The following is a 17,952-nucleotide window of genomic DNA, read 5'->3' as shown; positions in this document are numbered from 1 at the left end:
GCGGTTGACACTTTCCCAATCTTGAGGATCAAATTTATGGCATTGGCTATTTAAAGGAAAATTATCTATGGCATCATGTGCTTTTTTTGAAAAAGCATCAAAATTATCATTTAAAAATTTTTCTGCAATATCATTAAATTGCTGATTTAAATCATTAAAGAAATCTTCATTTAGATACTCCCATGTATCGCTCAGCTTTTGCTTTCCTATATCGCCAAGCAAATCATCAAACTCTTTAGAATTTAATGCTTTATCTAATAAAAAAGAAGTAAGCATACCAGCTGCTACACTAAGTGTTGCTGCAGCAGCAAACGGTACAGAAGCGGGGAGAGCAGCAATAGCCGCCGTTGTTCCTAAAATACCAAGGGCCTTAATATTTGCAGCAACAAAATCTTTTGTTGTGGAGTCAGAAGCAATTGATTTACCGATTTCATACCCGGCACCCGCGGCAGCAAAACCGTTTCCCAATTTTTTCATCGAATCGGCAGTGTTTGACAAAACCTCTTTTTTCAATATTTGCTCCATTGCCGGAACTTTATTGACCAAAATATCCTTTCTAATTGCTTTTGCATTATATACCCCTTCTTTCCGATGAGTATTTTTAACATATGTATCCGCCATTTGCTGCTGTCTGTATTGAAGAAGTTTTTGATCAGCCAACTGGTTACCTTTGTGATTTAACCAAGCAGGCGCAACGAACGGAGAAATATCAGTAGCGGCCTGCAGGCCATAATTACTATAATATCCGGTAAACCAATAAATTGGATCATTACTATCTGGCTTCAGGCATACGCCACTATTATTCTGATTAGTCATACTATACTCCCTATATTTTTCTTAAGCACTTAAGGTGGTAAAAATGTAAAACAATATATAACAACACAAACAACCGACAAAACTGCGAAACTGCAAAACCGTATAATATATAAAATATTCTAAAAAATTAAAAATTTGCAACTTAGGAATAATTACCCAGTCAGCAATAAAAAGAAAAAGCAACAAAAAATAAATACCTATCAATATTTTTTTATTGATTTGCCTGAATAAAACTCCAGAATCTACAAAGGCTGGGGAATAATGTTTTCATTATAAGTATGTATTATTTTCTTTCTTAATATAAATATGGTGGCTGCTGTGATCAAACAGGTCAAACCTGTTCTTTCTACATAAGAAAAAGGTTTTATGGAATTTAATCCAGCCAAAACCAATCCATTTACAACCGAAGGCCTAAATAAAACCGTTTCTATTTTCTTCATAAAATATTTGCCTTCCCCTTCACCACATAAATCACGAACATCCATTTTTATTTTTATCTAACTTTAAGACTTTTGATATTTAAGGTGATATGAATGCAAAAAAATATATGATAAGAAAAACAATCGACAAAATTGTAAGATTGTATAATATACAAAATATTCTAAAAAATTAGATATATGGAACTTTGAGATAAACACCCAATCTGATGCAAAAACAAACAACAAAAATAAATAACTGTGTGCAAATATCCTTTTTACCGATCTACCTGAATAAAATTCAATCGTCCAGAGAGAATAGGTACGTGTATTTTCCTTGTAGATATTTATCAGTTTTTTTCTTAATAAAAATATAGTACCTATTGTTATTAAACAGATAAGGCTTATGCTTTCTACATAAGAAAAAGGCTTTATGGAATTTAATAATGCCAAAATAAATCCACTTACAACCGACGGGCTCAATAGAATCACTTCTAATTTTTTCATAAGCATTTATCTCTAAAGCATCAACCGGCTTAACTTTTTTATTTAAATTTAACCTATTTTAAAGTAAATTTCATAAAACACACAACATCTTTGTTTATCAACATAATTTCATTCAACTATATTTTAAACAAAACTATAACCATAACTTTGTTAAGTTAAATAACATATCAACCTGCAATCAACTCACCTGTTCCGATATCGGCCTTACTTAAAAATGCCTGTCTGAAAACAAGCTGCGCAGAATTTCTGCGAAGCTAAAGCTTTCAAACAGGCATTCCCTTATCTCAAACCGTTTTATAATACCTGCCATGATTTACCACCATATCGCCCTCAACGTTCCCCTCGGCCTGCTCACTTATGCCCACCCCGCTGCCATCAAATCCGGTACGCGGGTGGTGCCTTTTCGCGGCAAGCCTGCGGTGGGGGTGGTTTGGGCGCATTCGGTGGCGCCGGATATCGAGGTGTCGAAAATTCTGCCGGTGCAGGAAGTTTTTGACGAAGAGCCGCTATTGTCGGAAAGTTGGCGCGCTTTGCTGGATTTTGTGGCGCGTTATTATCTCTACCCGCTCGGGCAAGCGGTGTTTGCGGCGCTGCCGCAAGGTTTGCGGGAAACGAAAGCGGTGGAGCCGCCGCAACCGCCTGTTTTTTATACACTCAATGAGCAAGGCCGTGCGAATGAGCCGCCGCCGGAGCGATTTCATAAGAAGCGCGCGCTGTGGCTTGCTTTGCGTGAAAGTGCAAACGATATGGCCTGTCTGAAAACGGTTCATCCGCAGGCGGCGAAGTTGGTGGCCGAATGGTGTGAAGCGGGTTGGATTGAGCAGAGCTGCACCACAGACCCGGTGATTCCGCCTGCGGAATATGTGTTAAACGAAGCGCAACAGGCGGCTTCGGATGCGGTTCAGACAGGCATCGGCGGCTTTCAAACGTTTCTGCTCTACGGCATCACGGGCAGCGGCAAAACGGAAGTGTATTTTGATGTGATGGCCGAGGTGTTGGCTTCGGGCAGGCAGGTTTTGTTTTTGCTGCCCGAGATTAATCTGACGCCGCAATTGCTCAAGCGCGTGCAAACGCGGTTTGCGCACGTTCCCACCGCCGTGCTGCACAGCCAAACCGCCGCGGGCAAACGCACGCAGGATTATCTGCGCGCGCTCGCGGGGCAGGCCAAGCTGGTTATCGGCACACGGCTGGCGGTGTTTACGCCGCTGCCGGATTTGGGCTTGATTGTGGTGGACGAAGAACACGATGCTTCGTTCAAACAGGATAACGAGCTGCGCTACCATGCCCGCGATTTAGCGGTGTGGCGCGGCAGGCAGAGCGCTTGTCCGGTAATTTTGGGCAGCGCCACGCCCAGTTTGGAAAGCTGGCACAAAGCGCAAACGGGCGCTTACCGGCTGCTTGAGTTGAACGAACGCGCCCACACCGCCGCGCGCCTGCCGCAAGTGGATATTTTGGATGTGCGCCGTGTGAAGCTGGATAACGGCTTTTCGCCGCAGGCTTTAAAGCTGCTGCAAGAAAACTACCGGCAAGGCGGCATGTCGCTGGTTTATCTCAACCGCCGCGGCTTTGCACCAGCGCTGTTTTGCGGCGACTGCGGCCATATTTTCGGCTGCCCGCGCTGCTCGGCCAAGATGGTGCTGCACCAGCGCGCGCGCCAGCTGCGTTGCCATCATTGCGATTTCAGACAGGCCATTCCTTATAAATGCCCGGATTGCGGCAATCAGGATTTGACCGCCGTCGGCCAAGGCACGCAGCGAGTAGAAGAAACGCTGCGCGCATTTCTGCCGCAAGCGCGCATCGCACGCGTCGACCGCGACAGCACGTCCAACAAAAACGATTGGGCGGCTTTGTATGAACATATTGCTGCCGACGGCATCGATATTTTGGTCGGCACGCAAATGCTGGCTAAGGGGCACGATTTTGCGCGGCTGAATCTGGTGGTGGTGCTCAACGCCGACGGCTCGCTTTACAGCGCGGATTTCCGCGCACCGGAGCGCTTGTTTGCTGAGTTGATGCAGGTTTCCGGCCGGGCCGGACGCGCCGATACGGCGGGGCGCGTGTTAATCCAAACTCAATTGCCCGAGCATGCCGTGTTCGCCGCCGTAAAAGCGCAAAACTACCGCGCGTTTGCCGACGCCGAGCTGGCCGAACGGAAAATGTTCGGCATGCCGCCTTTCGGTTTTCAGGCAGCCATCCGTGCTGATGCGCTAAAAGTAGACGATGCTTTGCGTTTTCTCAGCGAAATCAAGGAAGTTATCGAGCCGCTCTTGCCGGAAGACACGGCCTTGCTCGGCCCGGTGCCGATGATGATGGTGCGGCTGGCCGAGCGCGAACGGGCGCAGGTGTTTATCGAATCGGCATCACGCAAAAACCTGCACCGCGCTGCCGCGATGTGGCTGCAAGTGTTGCAAAGCTACCGCGATTCGGCAGTGAGGTGGTCGGTGGATGTCGACCCGATGGAGATGTAACGAGAGATGCCTGTCTGAAAAGCCGATTTGTTGCCGCATGGTTGGTTTTTAATGATACCGCGTGCCGTTTCCAGTAAAATCCGCATGATATTTCAATCCCATAAAACACCCGATAACGATACGGAAAATGAATACACAATGCCTGTCTGAAAAGCGGATGCGCCGCTTGTTGCTCTCCGCCCTGCTCTTTCTGCCCGCTGCCGCATCCGCGCTCGACACCGGCACAATTCCGCCGCAGGAAATCGCGGTGTATGTGCAAGATCTCAACAGCAAAACCGTGCGCGTGGCGCATCAGGCCGACGCTTCGTTCAACCCGGCTTCCACCATGAAACTGGTTACGGCGTTTGCCGCCTTCAACGCGCTGGGGCCGGATTTCCGCTGGCAAACCGAATTCAAATCCGCCGCCACCGTGAGCGGCGGCAGCCTGAACGGCGACATCTATTGGGTGGGCAGCGGCGACCCGGTTATGGATCAAGACGACCTCATCGCCGCACAGCAGCAATTGCGCGACAAAGGCATCAACCGGATTACCGGCTCGCTGGTGTTCGACCGCAACATCTGGGGCAACGCAGGCACCGCACACGGTTTTGACGACGATGCCGGCGAAGCCTTTACCACCGATCCCGACCCGCACATGCTGGCTTACAAAGTGGTGTGGCTCAAACCCGCATTCAACGAAGCCGGCCTGCCCGTGATCACCACCAACCCGCCTCTGCCCGATGTAGCGCAAAATAATCAAGTGCGCTTCACCCCCTCCGGCACCTGCCGCTCGCTCAAGCGCTACCTTTCCACCAAATATGAAAACGGCGTGCTGCACATGAGCGGCACGCTGCCCGAAGCCTGTATCGGCCAAGAAACCTTTATCAATATGCTCGACACGCAGGATTTCGCCGCCAAAAGCTTTGTCAACCAATGGCGTGCCGCAGGCGGGCAGATGACATCCGGCTACCGCGTCGGCACCGCGCCGGCCGATGCGGCCACCCTGGCCGTGCACCGCTCTCCGCCTTTGCGCGAAGCCTTAACCAGCATGAACAAGCTTTCCAACAACGTGATTGCCCGCACCGTATTCCTCACCATGGGCGAGCGCGCCGCCGACAACCAAACCGGGCAAAACGCCCAAGCCGCCGTGCGGCGCGAGCTGGTTAAAGCCGGCCTCGACGACGAAGCCCTGATTCTGGAAAACGGCTCCGGCCTCTCCCGCCGCGAACGGCTGACCGCCCGCTTTCTCGGCGAGTTGCTGGCCAAAAGCTACGAAAGCCGTTTCAGACAGGCATTTATCGACACCCTGCCCATCTCCGGCACCGACGGCACCTTGGAGCAGCGTTTCAAAAGCCGCACAGGCGAGCTTTTCCTCAAAACCGGCACCCTGAAAAACGTGCGCGCCCTGGCAGGCTACTACCTGCCCCACCATGCCAACGGCTCGCCGCTGGCCATTGTCGTGTTGGTCAACAGCCCGAAATCCGACTATTATGTCAACGAAATCGATAAAATCGTAGAGCGCCTCTTGCCGCCTCCGCAGCCGGCACAATAATTTTCAGACAGGCATCTTGTAAAAACACGCCTTCGGCTCCATACTGAAACAATCATCAAGCAGGAATAATCACCATGCAACCCGTTACCATGTACACCGGCTCCTACTGCCCCTACTGCACCATGGCCAAAAGGCTGCTCAACCAGCTTGGCGTGAGCGAAATCAAAGAAATCGACATCAGCCGCGACAGCGCCGCTTTTGCCGAAATGCAACAAATTACCGGCCAACGCACCGTGCCGCAGATTTTCATCGGCGACACCCATGTGGGCGGCTTTACCGATATGCAGGCGCTGCACAAAAAAGGCGGCCTCATCAGCTTACTCAACGGTGAATAAATAACGCACCGTTTCCTTTTCCAACCTTAAAAAACCTCACAAAAGCGAGACAAATAATGAGCGAACAAGATCAAGTTCAAGACCAAGCGCAACAAGAAAACCAGCCCGTGTTCAGCATTGAAAAGCTGTATGTGAAAGACATGTCGCTGGAAGTGCCGCATGCGCCTAAAGTATTTCTGGAGCAAGGCGAACCGAATGTCGACATGCGCGTAGCCACCGAAAGCCAAAAGCTGGAAGACGAGTTTTATGAAGTAAGCGTTACCGTTACCGTAACCTCCAAACTGGCCGAAGACCGCGTAATGTTCCTCAACGAAGTTACCCAAAGCGGCATTTTCCGCTTGGCCAATATTCCCGAAGAAGATTTGCAGCTGCTGCTTGCCGTAGCCTGCCCCAACATCCTCTTCCCTTACGCGCGCGAAACCGTGTCTTCCACCATCACCCGCGCCGGCTTCCCGCCGGTATTGCTCGCTCCGATTAACTTCGAAGCTTTGTACCAACAGCAGCAAGAGCAAGGCAACGCTTAACTGCTCCGCTTTAATCCAACCATGCCTGTCTGAAATGTTCAGACAGGCATGGTATTATTTTAGGCAGTTAAAGCCGCACATTCCTTTATGCGTTTTAACCCAACATTACACCACGCCACTTTTTCCCAACATACACCAATGTATAATAAGCGTTCAGCACACCTGTAAATCAATACGGGTGCCCGCTGAAGCAACATAAAATTATTTAATTTTAAGGAAACAATGATATGAAAAAATTATCTGCTGCATTATTGGCTTGTTCTCTGTTGGCCTCTGGTCTTGCTCATGCCGAGAACGCAGCTGTAAGCAAATCAGTTGTACACTATTCTTGCCAACAAGGTAAAAAGTTGAAAGTAACTTACGGCTTCAACAAACAAAAACTGCCTGTATACGCGTCTGCCTACATGAACGGTAAAACACGCTATATGCCGATCAACTTAAACGTTTCAGACAATGTTGACACCGTATTCGGTGATGAAAACAACTTCAAACTGAGCACCAGCTATATGGACCGCAAAAATCACCGCAAAAATGCTGTGATGGTTACTTCGCCAGGCCAAGAGATCATTTTCAAAAGCTGCCGTCCGGTACGCTAAAACTTGAAAGATAGAAGCAGATTAATCATCCTGCCCAGCTATCAACCCATACAAATAATGCCTGTCTGAAAGCTTTTCAGACAGGCATTATCGTATTCATACAACTTATTTCGTTCTCGCCAACACTTCCTTGGCTAATTCCTCATAAGCCACCGCACCTTTGGCTTTGGCGTCGTAAGCCAAAATCGGCATCCCGTGGCTGGGCGCTTCGGCCAAACGCACGTTTCTCGGAATCGTGGTGGCAAACAATTGCTTGCCGAAATGGGTTTGCAGCTGCTCCGACACATCTTGCGAAAGGCGGCTGCGGCTGTCGTAAAGCGTGCGCACGATGCCGAGGATATCCAAATGCGGATTAATGGCCTGGCGGATTTTGCGCACGGTTGCCACCAAATCGGAAATGCCTTCCAGCGCATAATATTCGCACACCATCGGCACAATCACGCCATTGGCCGCCACCAGGCCGTTTAAGGTCAGCAGCGTCAGCGTGGGCGGGCAATCGATTAACACATAATCATAATCGTCGGCCACGGCCGCCAGCGCATTTTTCAAGCGCATCTCACGGGCGATTTCCTGCACCAATTCCACTTCCGCGCCAGCCAGCGCACGGTTGGCCGCCAACACATCATAACCGCCGCTCTCGCTGCGTAATACAGCATCTTTCACTTCGGATTCGCCCAACAAAACCTGATAAATCCCGTTGGAGATGGTGTTTTTCTCGATACCGCTGCCGGTGGTGGCATTGCCTTGCGGGTCTAAATCCACCACTAAAACGCGCCGGCCGGCGGCGGCAAGCGAAGCGGCAAGGTTAACGGCGGTGGTGGTTTTGCCCACCCCGCCTTTCTGGTTGGCAATCGCGATGATGTTTATGCTCATGATGTTGGCCGGTGAATGTGAAAACTGGGTGGAATTGTACCTTTATTCTTTTGAAAAAGGTATCGGCGGCTTGCGCGTGCGGCAAAAAGCCGCCTTAAAGGCGGCTCGCCGACCGTTTATTTTTTCGGCCGCATCACCACCATATGCCGCTCGGCATTGAGCATGGGCACATCCAGCTTTTCCACGCACGCCACTTCCACATTGTCGGGCACATGCTCCAGCTCTTCGTAAGGATACACGCCCTTCATCGCCGCCCAATAGCCGTTTTCGTTCAACAAATGTTTGGTCAGCGCGATAAAGTCGGCCAGCTCGGCGAACGCGCGGCTGGTTACCACATCCACTTTTTTATCGTGCATCGCTTCCACGCGGCCGCTGGCCACAGTAACGTTGTTCAAACCCAGCTCGATAACGGCCTGCTGGAGGAAGGTGGTTTTTTTGGTGTTGGAATCCAAAAGCGTAATCTGCAAATCCGGACGGCAAATGGCGGTGGGAATGCCGGGCATACCGCCGCCCGAACCTACGTCCATCAGGGTTTTCGCGTCTTTCACATAGGGCAGCAGCGTGAGGCTGTCGAGCACATGGTGGCTGATCATGGTGTTTTCGTCGCGCAGGGCGGTAAGGTTGTATGTGCTGTTCCATTTTTTCAGCAGCGCCACATATTCGAGCAGCAGCAATTGCTGCGCGGTGGTGAGCGAAAGCCCCATTTCTTGCAGGCCGGTTTGCAGTTTTTGCTTATTATCCATTGTTTTTCCTTATTCTTAATTTGCTGTAATAGTAACGGAAAATGGAAGATTGATGGCATGAATTGTTTGAATGCCTGTCTGAAAAGCCATTCATAGTGGGGTTTCAGACAGGCATGTGCATGGGTATATCCGCAGGAAGCATTGCGCAGGCACTTGGGTTAAGCTTGGGTATGGCTGACATAGTCAATCCACTTAAGGAAAAAACACCCGTCATACTCAGGCTTGACCCGAGTATCTCCCAACATTACTGAAGCTAAAGATAGTCGGGCCAAGCCCGAGTATGACGGCGCTGCTGTTACTATGCTAGTGGTTTAACCATAAGCAAGCGGCCAGACCATAAACCATGCCTGTCTGAAAACGCTTTTTCAGACAGGCATGGTTTTGTTTCAGCATCAGCCTTGATGTTTGCTACGGTAATAAGCAATCAAACCGTTGGTAGAGCTATCGTGCTGCGGAGTGCCTGTGCCTGCCAGTTCGGGCTGGATGGTTTTGGCCAACACTTTGCCGTATTCCACGCCCCATTGGTCGAATGAATTAATCTGCCAAACCGCGCCTTGTACAAACACTTTGTGTTCATACATCGCAATCAGCATACCTAACGTGAACGGGTCGAGCGCATCAAGCAAAATCGTGTTGCTCGGGCGGTTGCCGCTGAATTCGTTGTGAACGGCCAACTCGCTGCGTTCGTTTTCCGGCAGATGCGCCAGCGCTTCGCGGGCTTCTGCCACGGTTTTGCCGCGCATCAGAGCTTCGGATTGGGCAAACGCATTGGCCACCACAAATTGATGATGCGTGCCGATTTGGTAAGGCGTGGTCACGGGCACGACAAAATCCACCGGAATCAGGCGCGTACCCTGATGAATCAATTGGAAAAACGCATGTTGGCAGTTCACGCCCTCTTCGCCCCAGATAATCGGGCCGGTTTGGTAATCGACCTCTTTGCCGCCCAGCGTGGTGTGTTTGCCGTTGCTTTCCATATCAAGCTGCTGCAAGTGGGCGGGCAGGCGGCGCAGCGCGTGGCTGTAAGGAATCACGGCATGGCTTTCGGCGCCGTAAAAATTGCTGTACCAAACGCCTAAAAGGCCAAGCAGCACGGGGATATTGCGGCGGTAGGGCGCACTGAAGAAATGCTCGTCCATCGCATGCGCGCCGGCCAGAAAAGCGCGGAAATGCTCAGAGCCCACGGCCACCATCACAGGCAGCCCTATCGCCGACCACACGGAATAACGGCCGCCCACCCAATCGAACATGGCAAAAATATTTTCCGGCGCGATGCCGAATTGCGCCACCGCAGGCAGGTTGGAAGAAATCGCAACGAAATGGCGCTTAATATCGGCTTCGCCCATACCTTGCGCCAAAAACCAATCCCGCGCGGTGTGGGCATTGAGCAGGGTTTCCGGCGTGCCGAAAGATTTACTGGCGATGCTAAACACAGTGCGGCGCGCATCCAGTTTGGGCAGCACTTCGGAAATGTCGGCGTCATCCGCGTTCGACACAAAATGCACGCGCACGTTTTTGTGGTAAGGCTTCAAGGCCAGCGCCACCATTTGCGGCCCCAAATCGGAGCCGCCGATACCGATGTGCACCAAATCCGTGATGCGCTCGCCGCTGCTGCCGGTGTATTCGCCGCTAATCAGTTTTTCGGCAAAATCCAGCGCGCGCTCCAGCTCCCGATGCAGCTTGGGCACCACGTTTTCTCCGTTTACATAAACCGGCCCGGCATCCGCCGGCAGACGCAGCGCCGTGTGCAGCACGGCACGCTTTTCACTGGTGTTGATGATGCCGCCGCGGCGCATGGCTTCGGCTTTTTCAGGCAGGCCTGCGGTTTCGGCAAGCCGGCAAAGCAGGGATAGGGTTTCTTCATTGACGCGGTTTTTGCTGAAATCCACCAGCATACCGTGCAGCTTTTCGTGCATGCGGCTGAAGCGGTCGGGTTCAGCCGAAAACTGATGGCGCATTTCAATGCTGCGCGTGTGTGCGTAATGTTCGTTTAAAACTTGCCAGATGGGCGTTGTGTTGATATTCATTGCGGGCTTCTTATTGAGATTTTTATAAAAAAGGGATTGTAGGAAATTTTGCCGTTTCTGTTGCGAAAGACATTTAAGCGGATAGGATTTGCCGATAAGCAGGGCTTCATCGGCATAATATATGAAACTTGAATCATTTTACAGCATCATGCCTGTCTGAAACCTTTCAGACAGGCATTGGCTTATTCAGGCAACCTAATAAAGTGTTCGCGGTAATGGCGCATCTCTTCAATGCTTTCCAAAATATCGTCCAAAGCCTGATGCGAACCACGCTTCACTACACCTTTTACCACCTCAGGGCTCCAACGGCGGGCCAATTCTTTGAGTGTAGACACATCCACATTACGGTAATGGAAATACGCCTCAAGCTTGGGCATATAGCGCACCATAAAACGGCGGTCTTGATGAATGGTATTACCGCACATCGGCGAAGTTTTTTCAGGAATCCATTGCGCCATAAAGTCCAGTAGCTTCTGCTCCACCTCAGCTTCGGTAAGCTTGGATTCCCTTACCCGCTGCACCAAACCCGTGCGCGTGTGTGTGGCCGTGTTCCAATCGTCCATCGCGTTCAAAATCTCATCACTTTGATGAACAACATACACTTCAGATTGCGCCAGCACATTTAAATCCGCATCGGTAATAATCATCGCCACTTCGATAATCCGCTCTTTTTCAGGATCCAGGCCGGTCATCTCCATATCCAGCCAACATAAATTATTTTCGTTTTGCATGCAGTTCTTTCAGACAGGCATTAATCAATTAACAAAACGAATTGTATAACAAAACCCCTAAGCACTGATGCCTTCAAAAAAATGTTGACGCGAAAAAGCATAGCTTATATACTTCGCAACTCTTTCGGGTCGTTAGCTCAGCTGGTAGAGCAGCGGACTTTTAATCCGTTGGTCGAAGGTTCGAATCCTTCACGACCCACCAGTTTTTCCAAGCCTAAACAAGCGTTTAGGCTTTTTTCTTTGCCACCACCTATCTTGGGGTGTGTCAAATTTGTGCCGAAACCAAGACCAGCACTGTCCAACAAAGCAGCGTGTCCGTGCAAATGCTCAGGAGCCAGATGGGCATACCGCTGCACCATGCTGATGCTTTCCCAACCGCCCATCTCCTGCAACGCCGCCAACGGAACACCGGCCTGAACCAGCCAGCTTGCCCATGTATGGCGAAGATCGTGCCAGCGGAAATCGGATATACCTGCTTTTTCCAACGCATTTTTCCAAATCCGCGAACTGATGCTTTTTACCGGGCGGCCATTCGGATAAGTAAAAACAAATGTTGGGTGTTTCCCCATTCGTTTTTCCAGCACATCGATCGCAGTCTGATTCAGAGCAACACCGATAGCGCGTCCGGCTTTGGCTTCATCGGGATAAATCCACGCCGTTTTACGGCTGAGGTTGATTTGCTCCCACTTCAACTCCAAAACATTCCGCTGGCGCAATCCTGTGGCCAAACTGAATACCGCCATGTCTGCCATATATTCAGGTAAGGCTGCGACCAATCTTTGTGCTTCTTCATTACTGAGCCATCGAATACGTCGTTTTGCTTCACGATACAGTGTGATTTTCGGCACGCCGTCTAACCATTTCCACTCATGCGCGGCCTTATTCAAAATAGCCCTAATCAACGCCAAATAGCGGTTTTTGGTGCTGTCGGAACAGGGAAAGCTACCCACGGTTTCCATAATAAAGTCCCGGTTCATGTGATGCAAAAACACACCTCTGAATTGAGATAAGCCGCGCAAGCGGCTGATGTCGTCTTTGATACTTTTCTTTTTACCTCCCTGCTCTCTAATCCAGCGAACGGCTGCTTCCTCCCACAACCGTTCGGGATTCTTTCCCAAATATTGCTGCTGCCATAGTTCGTAAGCTAGTTTGTCATGCAGCTTTTGGGCCTCTTCCTTGTTTTTAGTGCCAGCAGACTGTCTAATTCTGCGGCCGCCTGCCGTTGTGATGTCAACGTACCATATGCCATTGTTTCTTTTGTAGATAGGCATTTTTCTTCACTCCTATTCGTAAGTGAAGCCTGCACGGCGTCATTTTCAAGACCATTCAAAAATGCGTCAAGTGCAGACTGGGTAATACAGTATTTCCGACCGGGTTTAGATGCAACCAACCGGCCTGCCCTGATATGCTCCCTAATCGTTTCAGGATGGCATTTGCAGTATTCCGCTGCTGCTTCAACATCGTAGGTGCTCATAAGTAAACCTTATATCGTTTCGTACACGGTAAACGTGGCGGTTTTAATATGTCCGGCAAGTTTTTTCATAGCCAGATGCCGCGGGATTTTCGGTTCCAAAACCAAAAAATCTTTGGCATTAAGATAAAAAAACAGGCAATAATCATTGCCTGTTTCTGTTTGCATCCGTAACAGCCGGTAATGCGGATAGCTGTCTTCAGGAAAAGTAAATGATGAGCTTACCGTTATCGGTCGGACAGAAGGATTAGCTTCAATCAACATAATTTCTTCCTTCAATTAATTTTCATGTTCCATCCGCTCTATAATCCCTAGTTTTTAAAAACCAAACCGCAAACCAGCAACAGGATTCCAAAGCTCCAAGCGGCAGACGCAAACATCAACAGCTTTTTCAGATTATCTAAAAAGGCGGCGTTGGCCGTTTCAACGTCTTTTACGACGCGGGCGGATACGGCGGCGTAAATCTTTCCTTCCGCCTCTTCCATTTGCCGGTCTGCATGTTGCGCCAGCTCAATCAGCAGCTGCTCGCGGTAGGTTTCCAGCCGAGCGGCCGCATCGGTAATGTTCTTTTCATGCCCGGCAATACGTTCAAGAAAAGATTCACTTACTTTTGCTTGGTGGACGGCAAAGTCGGAAAAAGCAGCCTTCAAAGACTGCTCCTGTATCAGCAAAACCGCCACAACCGGATCGTCAGGTGTCAACCTGACGCCGGTATGTCGGAATACCTCGGAAATAATATCCTGAACTTGATTATTCATCTGCGCTGTCTGCCTTTTGCTCGTTTACCCAAATGGGCAATTTTTTAAGTTGGGCATACAAATCTCGTTTTACCGTACGCAAACGCTGGCGCGGCATAACACCGAAATCAGGCGAATCTTCCACTTCTTTAAAAGTCAGGTTTGCGGATGTCATTGCCTGAATGTCTTTTCCGAAAGTATCGGGGTTGCGGTGGGCAACCTTAACCATGCCGATGATTTTCGATTTGTACTCTTTATAAGCCTGAAAATCGGTAAACATCTTGCCATCCGCGGTTTTAACTTCTCCGTGGAACTCATTCAGCCAGACGATAATATCAGCATTAATACTATTCGCTGTCTGAACTAATCCGATAATACAATCATTCAATGATTGTCCACCCATTACCGGCACATGAAGAATGAGGCGGACACCGTTTTCCATCAACAGTTCGTCAACATGGTTTTCTGCCATATACGACATCAAAGGGACAAAAGTAGCTGCCCCGTTATCCACAACGGCAATTCCCTCTCCATCCAACAACTTTTCAATCAAACCGTCAAAATTACGGGTATCGATAGTGTTGTCAGCAGTCAGTATATTTACCACTTCAGGATTTAACGCTTTGAACCGGCTGAATGTCTGATTCACAGGATCGGTGTCAAAACAAAAAACAGGAACATCAGCCTCAGCCGCTATATATTGAGCAACGATTGTGGAAGCCAAAGACTTTCCCACTCCTCCCTTACCCTGAACAATCAAATGTGCTTCTTTCATTTTTTCACTCCTAAAAATCTGGTTATCAATAAACGTCCGATGAATGTTCTTACACACAAAAAACCGTATATTTCAGACGGCCTTTTGTCTGTAAAAAGCCGACGGAGTATTTTTGCTCCGTCGGTTAAAATCAGTTCCGGCAGGAAAGAGGAATGAACCGGAACCGGAGTGAACTTATTTCACATCAATCCAACGGCCGCCTTCTTTTTCTTCGCCTACATACTTCACACGGTCGCCTGCGGTTGTCCAACCATGTTCAAAATAGGCCTTGCAGTAATCCGGATAAGCTTTTTTGATGTATTGTTTTGTTACTGTCGAATAAAACCAATCTGACCTGCGGCCGATTTTATCTGCCACTTGCTCGGTGTAAGTGGCGCGGTTTACTCGGTTTAGCTCGGCAGCATCACAACGGCCTGCTCCATTCACCAACGCATTGATCAATTCAGGCATATTTTCTTCTTTGCTGGACGGACAGAGGTTCAGAAAGTCGCGCCGTGCCTGCAATGTTTTGTGCATCCGTTTATGCTTGATCGAAAAATATTTCCGAATCGACTCATTACACTCACTTGGTCTATCCCCGCTGGATAAACACAATGTTGCCTCACAGGCCAATTTGGCATCGCCGGTAAGGGTTTCAGCCTGCACCGGCACAGATACAAAAAAAGCAGCTAATGCTGCCGTCATCGATAAAACTCTCTTCATTTTGATTACTCTCCGTAGTTGCACTAATCCCGAGAAAAAAGGATAATCTCCATACCCCTATGGAAGATTATCCTTGCATTCAGAAGACCGCTTTGGAAACAGAGCGGTTTTTTATTGCCATTTCACTGCCTGTACCGTGTAACCGGTTCCTTTTTCAGACGGCACGATGTTGGCACAAACATTTAGATCGTGGTTTTTCATAAACAGGTCAACCTGCCTTGATGCTGCCTCTCGGGTCGGATAGGTTCCTACAACGGACACAGGTACAGGTTTTCGTGAGGTTTTAAACATAATGTTCTCCTTTCGGTTGAGGTCTTTTCAATTTGTCAATAATGACATATGCATATCCGGCATTGCCGTTTTCAAAAATTTCCGATATTCAGAGAATCTGTTCTTTTTTTAGAAACCACAAGACTATAAACATTATGGAGAACATAAAACCTATCAATGAAAAAACCCTAGGAGCAGGATCGGAATATCTCCTCAACGATAAAGAAAACCAAATCATGATACCAACCATCCCAAAGAAAAGTATATCTCCAAAGTCCATTACCAAATTCTCCGACATAAAAAATCCTTTCCTCTTCCATCTTTCAGATTAAAAATAATGCCGTCTGAAAATCATGTTTTCAGACGGCATTTGTTATAGGGCGGGTATTTCGCTGCCCATGTTAAGAGCAGCTTTGCCATCCGTAAAAACAACGAAGCCTGCTACCGGTTCATCTTGAAACTCCCTGCCGAATTGGAAATGCAGGAATACCCATCACTTAAACCATGAGACGCAGCCATCACACAAACCTATCATGATAAGCGAATAAATAATAATTTCAGATATTATCCACCAGTAAAAACATACAACTCCGAGTAAAGAAAAAAATTTATAATCGAACCCAACCCTATCGTAAAGTGCAATTAGGCAATATATCAGCATAGGAATGAGGATTACGGCTAATCTTACCTCATCGTCTAAATCGAACATATTTAAATTACCTTTGCTTTCCCAATATACCGTGTCGAAAAGACAGTATCAGGAAATTGATTCTTTAATTCCATCTGAAAAAACCCGCAAGCGGTACTGTCCCTCAAGCGGCGGATTCTTCGATAAAAACTGCTCCATACGGAGCAGCATACATTCCAAATCATTTACACTGTCTTTATCCGCAGGAAGATGGTGCATCGCTTCGGCCAATTGCCCCGCAATATTCAGATTCCGGCGAACTGTTTCTTCTGATAGTGCATCAAGTGACGGATTATCAAGGTCATACAGCCCAAAACGCCCCAAACCTAAATTTCGGATAAGCGTAAACGCTTCCCGTGCAAGCAACAGGCAGGACATTAAAACTTTCACTTCATCCGGTGTGTATTGGATATATCTCATACGGAAAATCCTTAATTAATAAAGCGGGCCTTCCACCCGCCCGAACCGGACGCGAGGTCTGTAAGCGTCTTCCCACCCCCTTTCGGCCGGAGCAGGTCGAACTCTAAAAGGCTGATTGAGTGCGTTAACGCCCTGCCAAAGGCGAACTGTGGTGTGCAAAAAAACATAACGGGGCCACACCCGAGCCGCTTGCTGCATCCTCCCTGCCGAACGGGATTCAGCCCCAACCTCCGTTATGGTGAGGCCGTCTGAAAATCATCTTTCAGACGGCCTGCTAAAACTACTTAAAAAAATCTACGAATTGCGCTTTGAAATCAGCAGCTTCTTTTTCAATATCGATATCGAGTTCCTTAATCAGCGGGGAATCGAGCAAGTACCATGCAAGCTTGTGTCGATAACGATTAGCCGTACCGGCAAGAGCAATGCTTTCTTCCACATGTTCACGGTTCATGTTGTAAAGCTCTTCGCCTAACGCAAGATAGCTGTCAACTTTCTGTTCGTAGAATGCCGTGATCTCGTCGGCTTTGTCTCGCAACAATTTTATTTCGTCTTTCATAAAATGCTCCGCTATCCGTTTCCCAAAAGCAAAACCCGCTTATCAATATAAGATAAGCGGGCTTTTCAACATTTAGGCCGTCTGAATTACTCGGGAAGAAACTCATCATTTAAGATGTCGGCCATACTCCAAATCGCCTGTTCGGGGAAGGTGTTTTCCAACTCGGTTTCCCGTAATGCAGCAGCCACGCCGTATGACCATACGTCTGAGCAAAATTCACTATCTTCCAACCTGCTTTTCAAGCTGGGGGATTCAGCAAGAAGCCTTTTAATCTTAAGCCGTTGCTCTTTAATGGTTGCTTTCCAAGAATTACCCTGCCGTTCAGGCTGAAACTTCCATTTCAGCAAATGGCAGATCAAAACCTGCAAACGGCTTTCCAAAGCCCGCTGTTCGCTTTTGCCCATATCCTCGATTTCCTCGGCCAAGTTTCTAAAATCAATATTGTTTACCAACCCCGCCCGCAACAGGCCTGCCTGCTCGGCAGCCCATGCAGCGAAGTCGGTTTCATAAGAAGTCGACATTGTTCATTCCTCCTTAAAATCAAATGCCTGTATCAGTTAAATCATATCATATTTATAAAAATCAATGGGTTTGCAAATCTACTTATCCGGCTCAATTAAACTGTCATAAAAATAACTTTCGTTACTTTCTCAAGAATTCGGAGTAAAATACCCACACGGAAGCCCGCTTTTTCAAACGGGCTTGGGTCTGGGTACAGACCTAAGACGGTGTGTGAGACCGTCTTATAAAGAGTGTGCATCATCGG

The 17,952-nt window shown here is 48.4% G+C and carries 20 protein-coding genes, 1 tRNA gene and 1 pseudogene; 6 read left to right on the top strand and 16 right to left on the bottom strand.

The window, feature by feature from the left end; genetic code table 11:
- Positions 1 to 816: hypothetical protein (locus tag HMPREF9370_RS12175; protein ID WP_009115674.1), on the bottom strand; the 816-nt coding region annotated here is incomplete at its 3' end.
- Between the two features lie 242 nt (positions 817 to 1,058).
- The gene (locus HMPREF9370_RS11960; protein ID WP_009115672.1) at positions 1,059 to 1,301 is read right to left on the bottom strand and encodes a hypothetical protein; all 243 of its coding nucleotides are present in this window, start codon (positions 1,299 to 1,301) and stop codon (positions 1,059 to 1,061) included.
- Positions 1,302 to 2,047: 746 nt separating this feature from the next.
- Between HMPREF9370_RS11960 and HMPREF9370_RS02300 the strand changes: the two genes are divergently transcribed.
- From HMPREF9370_RS02300 to HMPREF9370_RS02280, 5 genes are all read left to right on the top strand, one after another.
- Positions 2,048 to 4,207: a primosomal protein N' gene (locus tag HMPREF9370_RS02300; protein ID WP_040666807.1), complete on the top strand. Its 2,160-nt coding sequence runs from the start codon at positions 2,048 to 2,050 to the stop codon at positions 4,205 to 4,207.
- A gap of 127 nt (positions 4,208 to 4,334) precedes the next feature.
- Positions 4,335 to 5,738: a D-alanyl-D-alanine carboxypeptidase/D-alanyl-D-alanine endopeptidase gene (gene dacB / locus HMPREF9370_RS02295; protein WP_009115670.1), complete on the top strand. Its 1,404-nt coding sequence runs from the start codon at positions 4,335 to 4,337 to the stop codon at positions 5,736 to 5,738.
- A gap of 74 nt (positions 5,739 to 5,812) precedes the next feature.
- Entirely contained in the window at positions 5,813 to 6,073 is a 261-nt protein-coding gene (gene grxC, locus HMPREF9370_RS02290; protein WP_009115669.1) for a glutaredoxin 3, read from the top strand.
- 56 nt (positions 6,074 to 6,129) lie between these two features.
- Entirely contained in the window at positions 6,130 to 6,597 is a 468-nt protein-coding gene (secB, locus tag HMPREF9370_RS02285) for a protein-export chaperone SecB (protein WP_009115668.1), read from the top strand.
- Between the two features lie 227 nt (positions 6,598 to 6,824).
- Positions 6,825 to 7,193 carry an ACP-like domain-containing protein gene (locus tag HMPREF9370_RS02280; protein ID WP_009115667.1) on the top strand — a complete coding sequence of 123 codons (369 nt, stop codon included), beginning with the start codon at positions 6,825 to 6,827 and terminating at the stop codon, positions 7,191 to 7,193.
- Positions 7,194 to 7,298: 105 nt separating this feature from the next.
- On the opposite strand, the gene HMPREF9370_RS02275 is transcribed toward HMPREF9370_RS02280, so the two are convergent.
- The 4 genes from HMPREF9370_RS02275 to orn all read right to left on the bottom strand — a co-directional run bounded on the left by HMPREF9370_RS02275 (position 7,299) and on the right by orn (position 11,567).
- Positions 7,299 to 8,066 carry a ParA family protein gene (locus HMPREF9370_RS02275; RefSeq protein ID WP_009115666.1) on the bottom strand — a complete coding sequence of 256 codons (768 nt, stop codon included), beginning with the start codon at positions 8,064 to 8,066 and terminating at the stop codon, positions 7,299 to 7,301.
- Between the two features lie 116 nt (positions 8,067 to 8,182).
- Positions 8,183 to 8,809, bottom strand: a complete 627-nt coding sequence (rsmG, locus tag HMPREF9370_RS02270; RefSeq protein ID WP_009115664.1) for a 16S rRNA (guanine(527)-N(7))-methyltransferase RsmG — start codon at positions 8,807 to 8,809, stop codon at positions 8,183 to 8,185.
- Positions 8,810 to 9,201: 392 nt separating this feature from the next.
- Positions 9,202 to 10,836 (bottom strand): glucose-6-phosphate isomerase, encoded by a 1,635-nt coding sequence (gene pgi, locus HMPREF9370_RS02265; protein ID WP_009115661.1) that lies wholly within the window; start codon positions 10,834 to 10,836, stop codon positions 9,202 to 9,204.
- 182 nt (positions 10,837 to 11,018) lie between these two features.
- Entirely contained in the window at positions 11,019 to 11,567 is a 549-nt protein-coding gene (orn, locus tag HMPREF9370_RS02260) for an oligoribonuclease (protein WP_009115660.1), read from the bottom strand.
- A 126-nt stretch (positions 11,568 to 11,693) separates the two neighbouring features.
- Here orn and HMPREF9370_RS02255 point away from each other — a divergent pair.
- Positions 11,694 to 11,769: transfer RNA gene (locus tag HMPREF9370_RS02255), tRNA-Lys, on the top strand.
- Between the two features lie 34 nt (positions 11,770 to 11,803).
- Here HMPREF9370_RS02255 and HMPREF9370_RS11765 read toward each other — a convergent pair.
- The 10 genes and pseudogenes from HMPREF9370_RS11765 to HMPREF9370_RS02200 all read right to left on the bottom strand — a co-directional run.
- Positions 11,804 to 12,796 (bottom strand): annotated as a pseudogene (locus tag HMPREF9370_RS11765) (site-specific integrase); the annotation flags it as partial.
- On the bottom strand, positions 12,712 to 13,041 hold the full coding sequence (locus HMPREF9370_RS02245) for a helix-turn-helix domain-containing protein (RefSeq protein ID WP_040666805.1): 330 nt from the start codon (positions 13,039 to 13,041) through the stop codon (positions 12,712 to 12,714). The gene HMPREF9370_RS02245 and the pseudogene HMPREF9370_RS11765, both read right to left, overlap by 85 nt.
- 9 nt (positions 13,042 to 13,050) lie before the next feature.
- Entirely contained in the window at positions 13,051 to 13,302 is a 252-nt protein-coding gene (locus HMPREF9370_RS02240; RefSeq protein WP_040666804.1) for a hypothetical protein, read from the bottom strand.
- Between the two features lie 47 nt (positions 13,303 to 13,349).
- Positions 13,350 to 13,796, bottom strand: coding sequence for a hypothetical protein (locus HMPREF9370_RS02235; protein ID WP_009115658.1), 447 nt, complete (start codon positions 13,794 to 13,796; stop codon positions 13,350 to 13,352).
- A complete protein-coding gene (locus HMPREF9370_RS02230; RefSeq protein WP_040666802.1) occupies positions 13,789 to 14,550 on the bottom strand; it encodes a nucleotide-binding protein in 762 nt (253 codons plus the stop codon). The genes HMPREF9370_RS02235 and HMPREF9370_RS02230 overlap by 8 nt, the downstream gene beginning before the upstream one ends.
- 174 nt (positions 14,551 to 14,724) lie before the next feature.
- Positions 14,725 to 15,252 carry a TrbM/KikA/MpfK family conjugal transfer protein gene (locus HMPREF9370_RS02225; protein WP_009115656.1) on the bottom strand — a complete coding sequence of 176 codons (528 nt, stop codon included), beginning with the start codon at positions 15,250 to 15,252 and terminating at the stop codon, positions 14,725 to 14,727.
- A 111-nt stretch (positions 15,253 to 15,363) separates the two neighbouring features.
- Positions 15,364 to 15,543, bottom strand: coding sequence for a hypothetical protein (locus HMPREF9370_RS11760; RefSeq protein WP_009115655.1), 180 nt, complete (start codon positions 15,541 to 15,543; stop codon positions 15,364 to 15,366).
- A 736-nt stretch (positions 15,544 to 16,279) separates the two neighbouring features.
- Positions 16,280 to 16,630, bottom strand: coding sequence for a hypothetical protein (locus HMPREF9370_RS02210; RefSeq protein WP_009115652.1), 351 nt, complete (start codon positions 16,628 to 16,630; stop codon positions 16,280 to 16,282).
- Between the two features lie 280 nt (positions 16,631 to 16,910).
- Positions 16,911 to 17,186, bottom strand: a complete 276-nt coding sequence (locus tag HMPREF9370_RS02205; protein ID WP_009115651.1) for a hypothetical protein — start codon at positions 17,184 to 17,186, stop codon at positions 16,911 to 16,913.
- Positions 17,187 to 17,272: 86 nt separating this feature from the next.
- Entirely contained in the window at positions 17,273 to 17,707 is a 435-nt protein-coding gene (locus HMPREF9370_RS02200; RefSeq protein WP_009115650.1) for a DUF29 domain-containing protein, read from the bottom strand.
- Positions 17,708 to 17,952 lie beyond the last annotated feature (245 nt).

The sequence above is a fragment of the Neisseria wadsworthii 9715 genome, from assembly GCF_000227765.1.
In the GTDB taxonomy this organism is placed as follows: domain Bacteria; phylum Pseudomonadota; class Gammaproteobacteria; order Burkholderiales; family Neisseriaceae; genus Neisseria; species Neisseria wadsworthii.
This window is presented reverse-complemented; position numbering and strand designations above follow the sequence as displayed.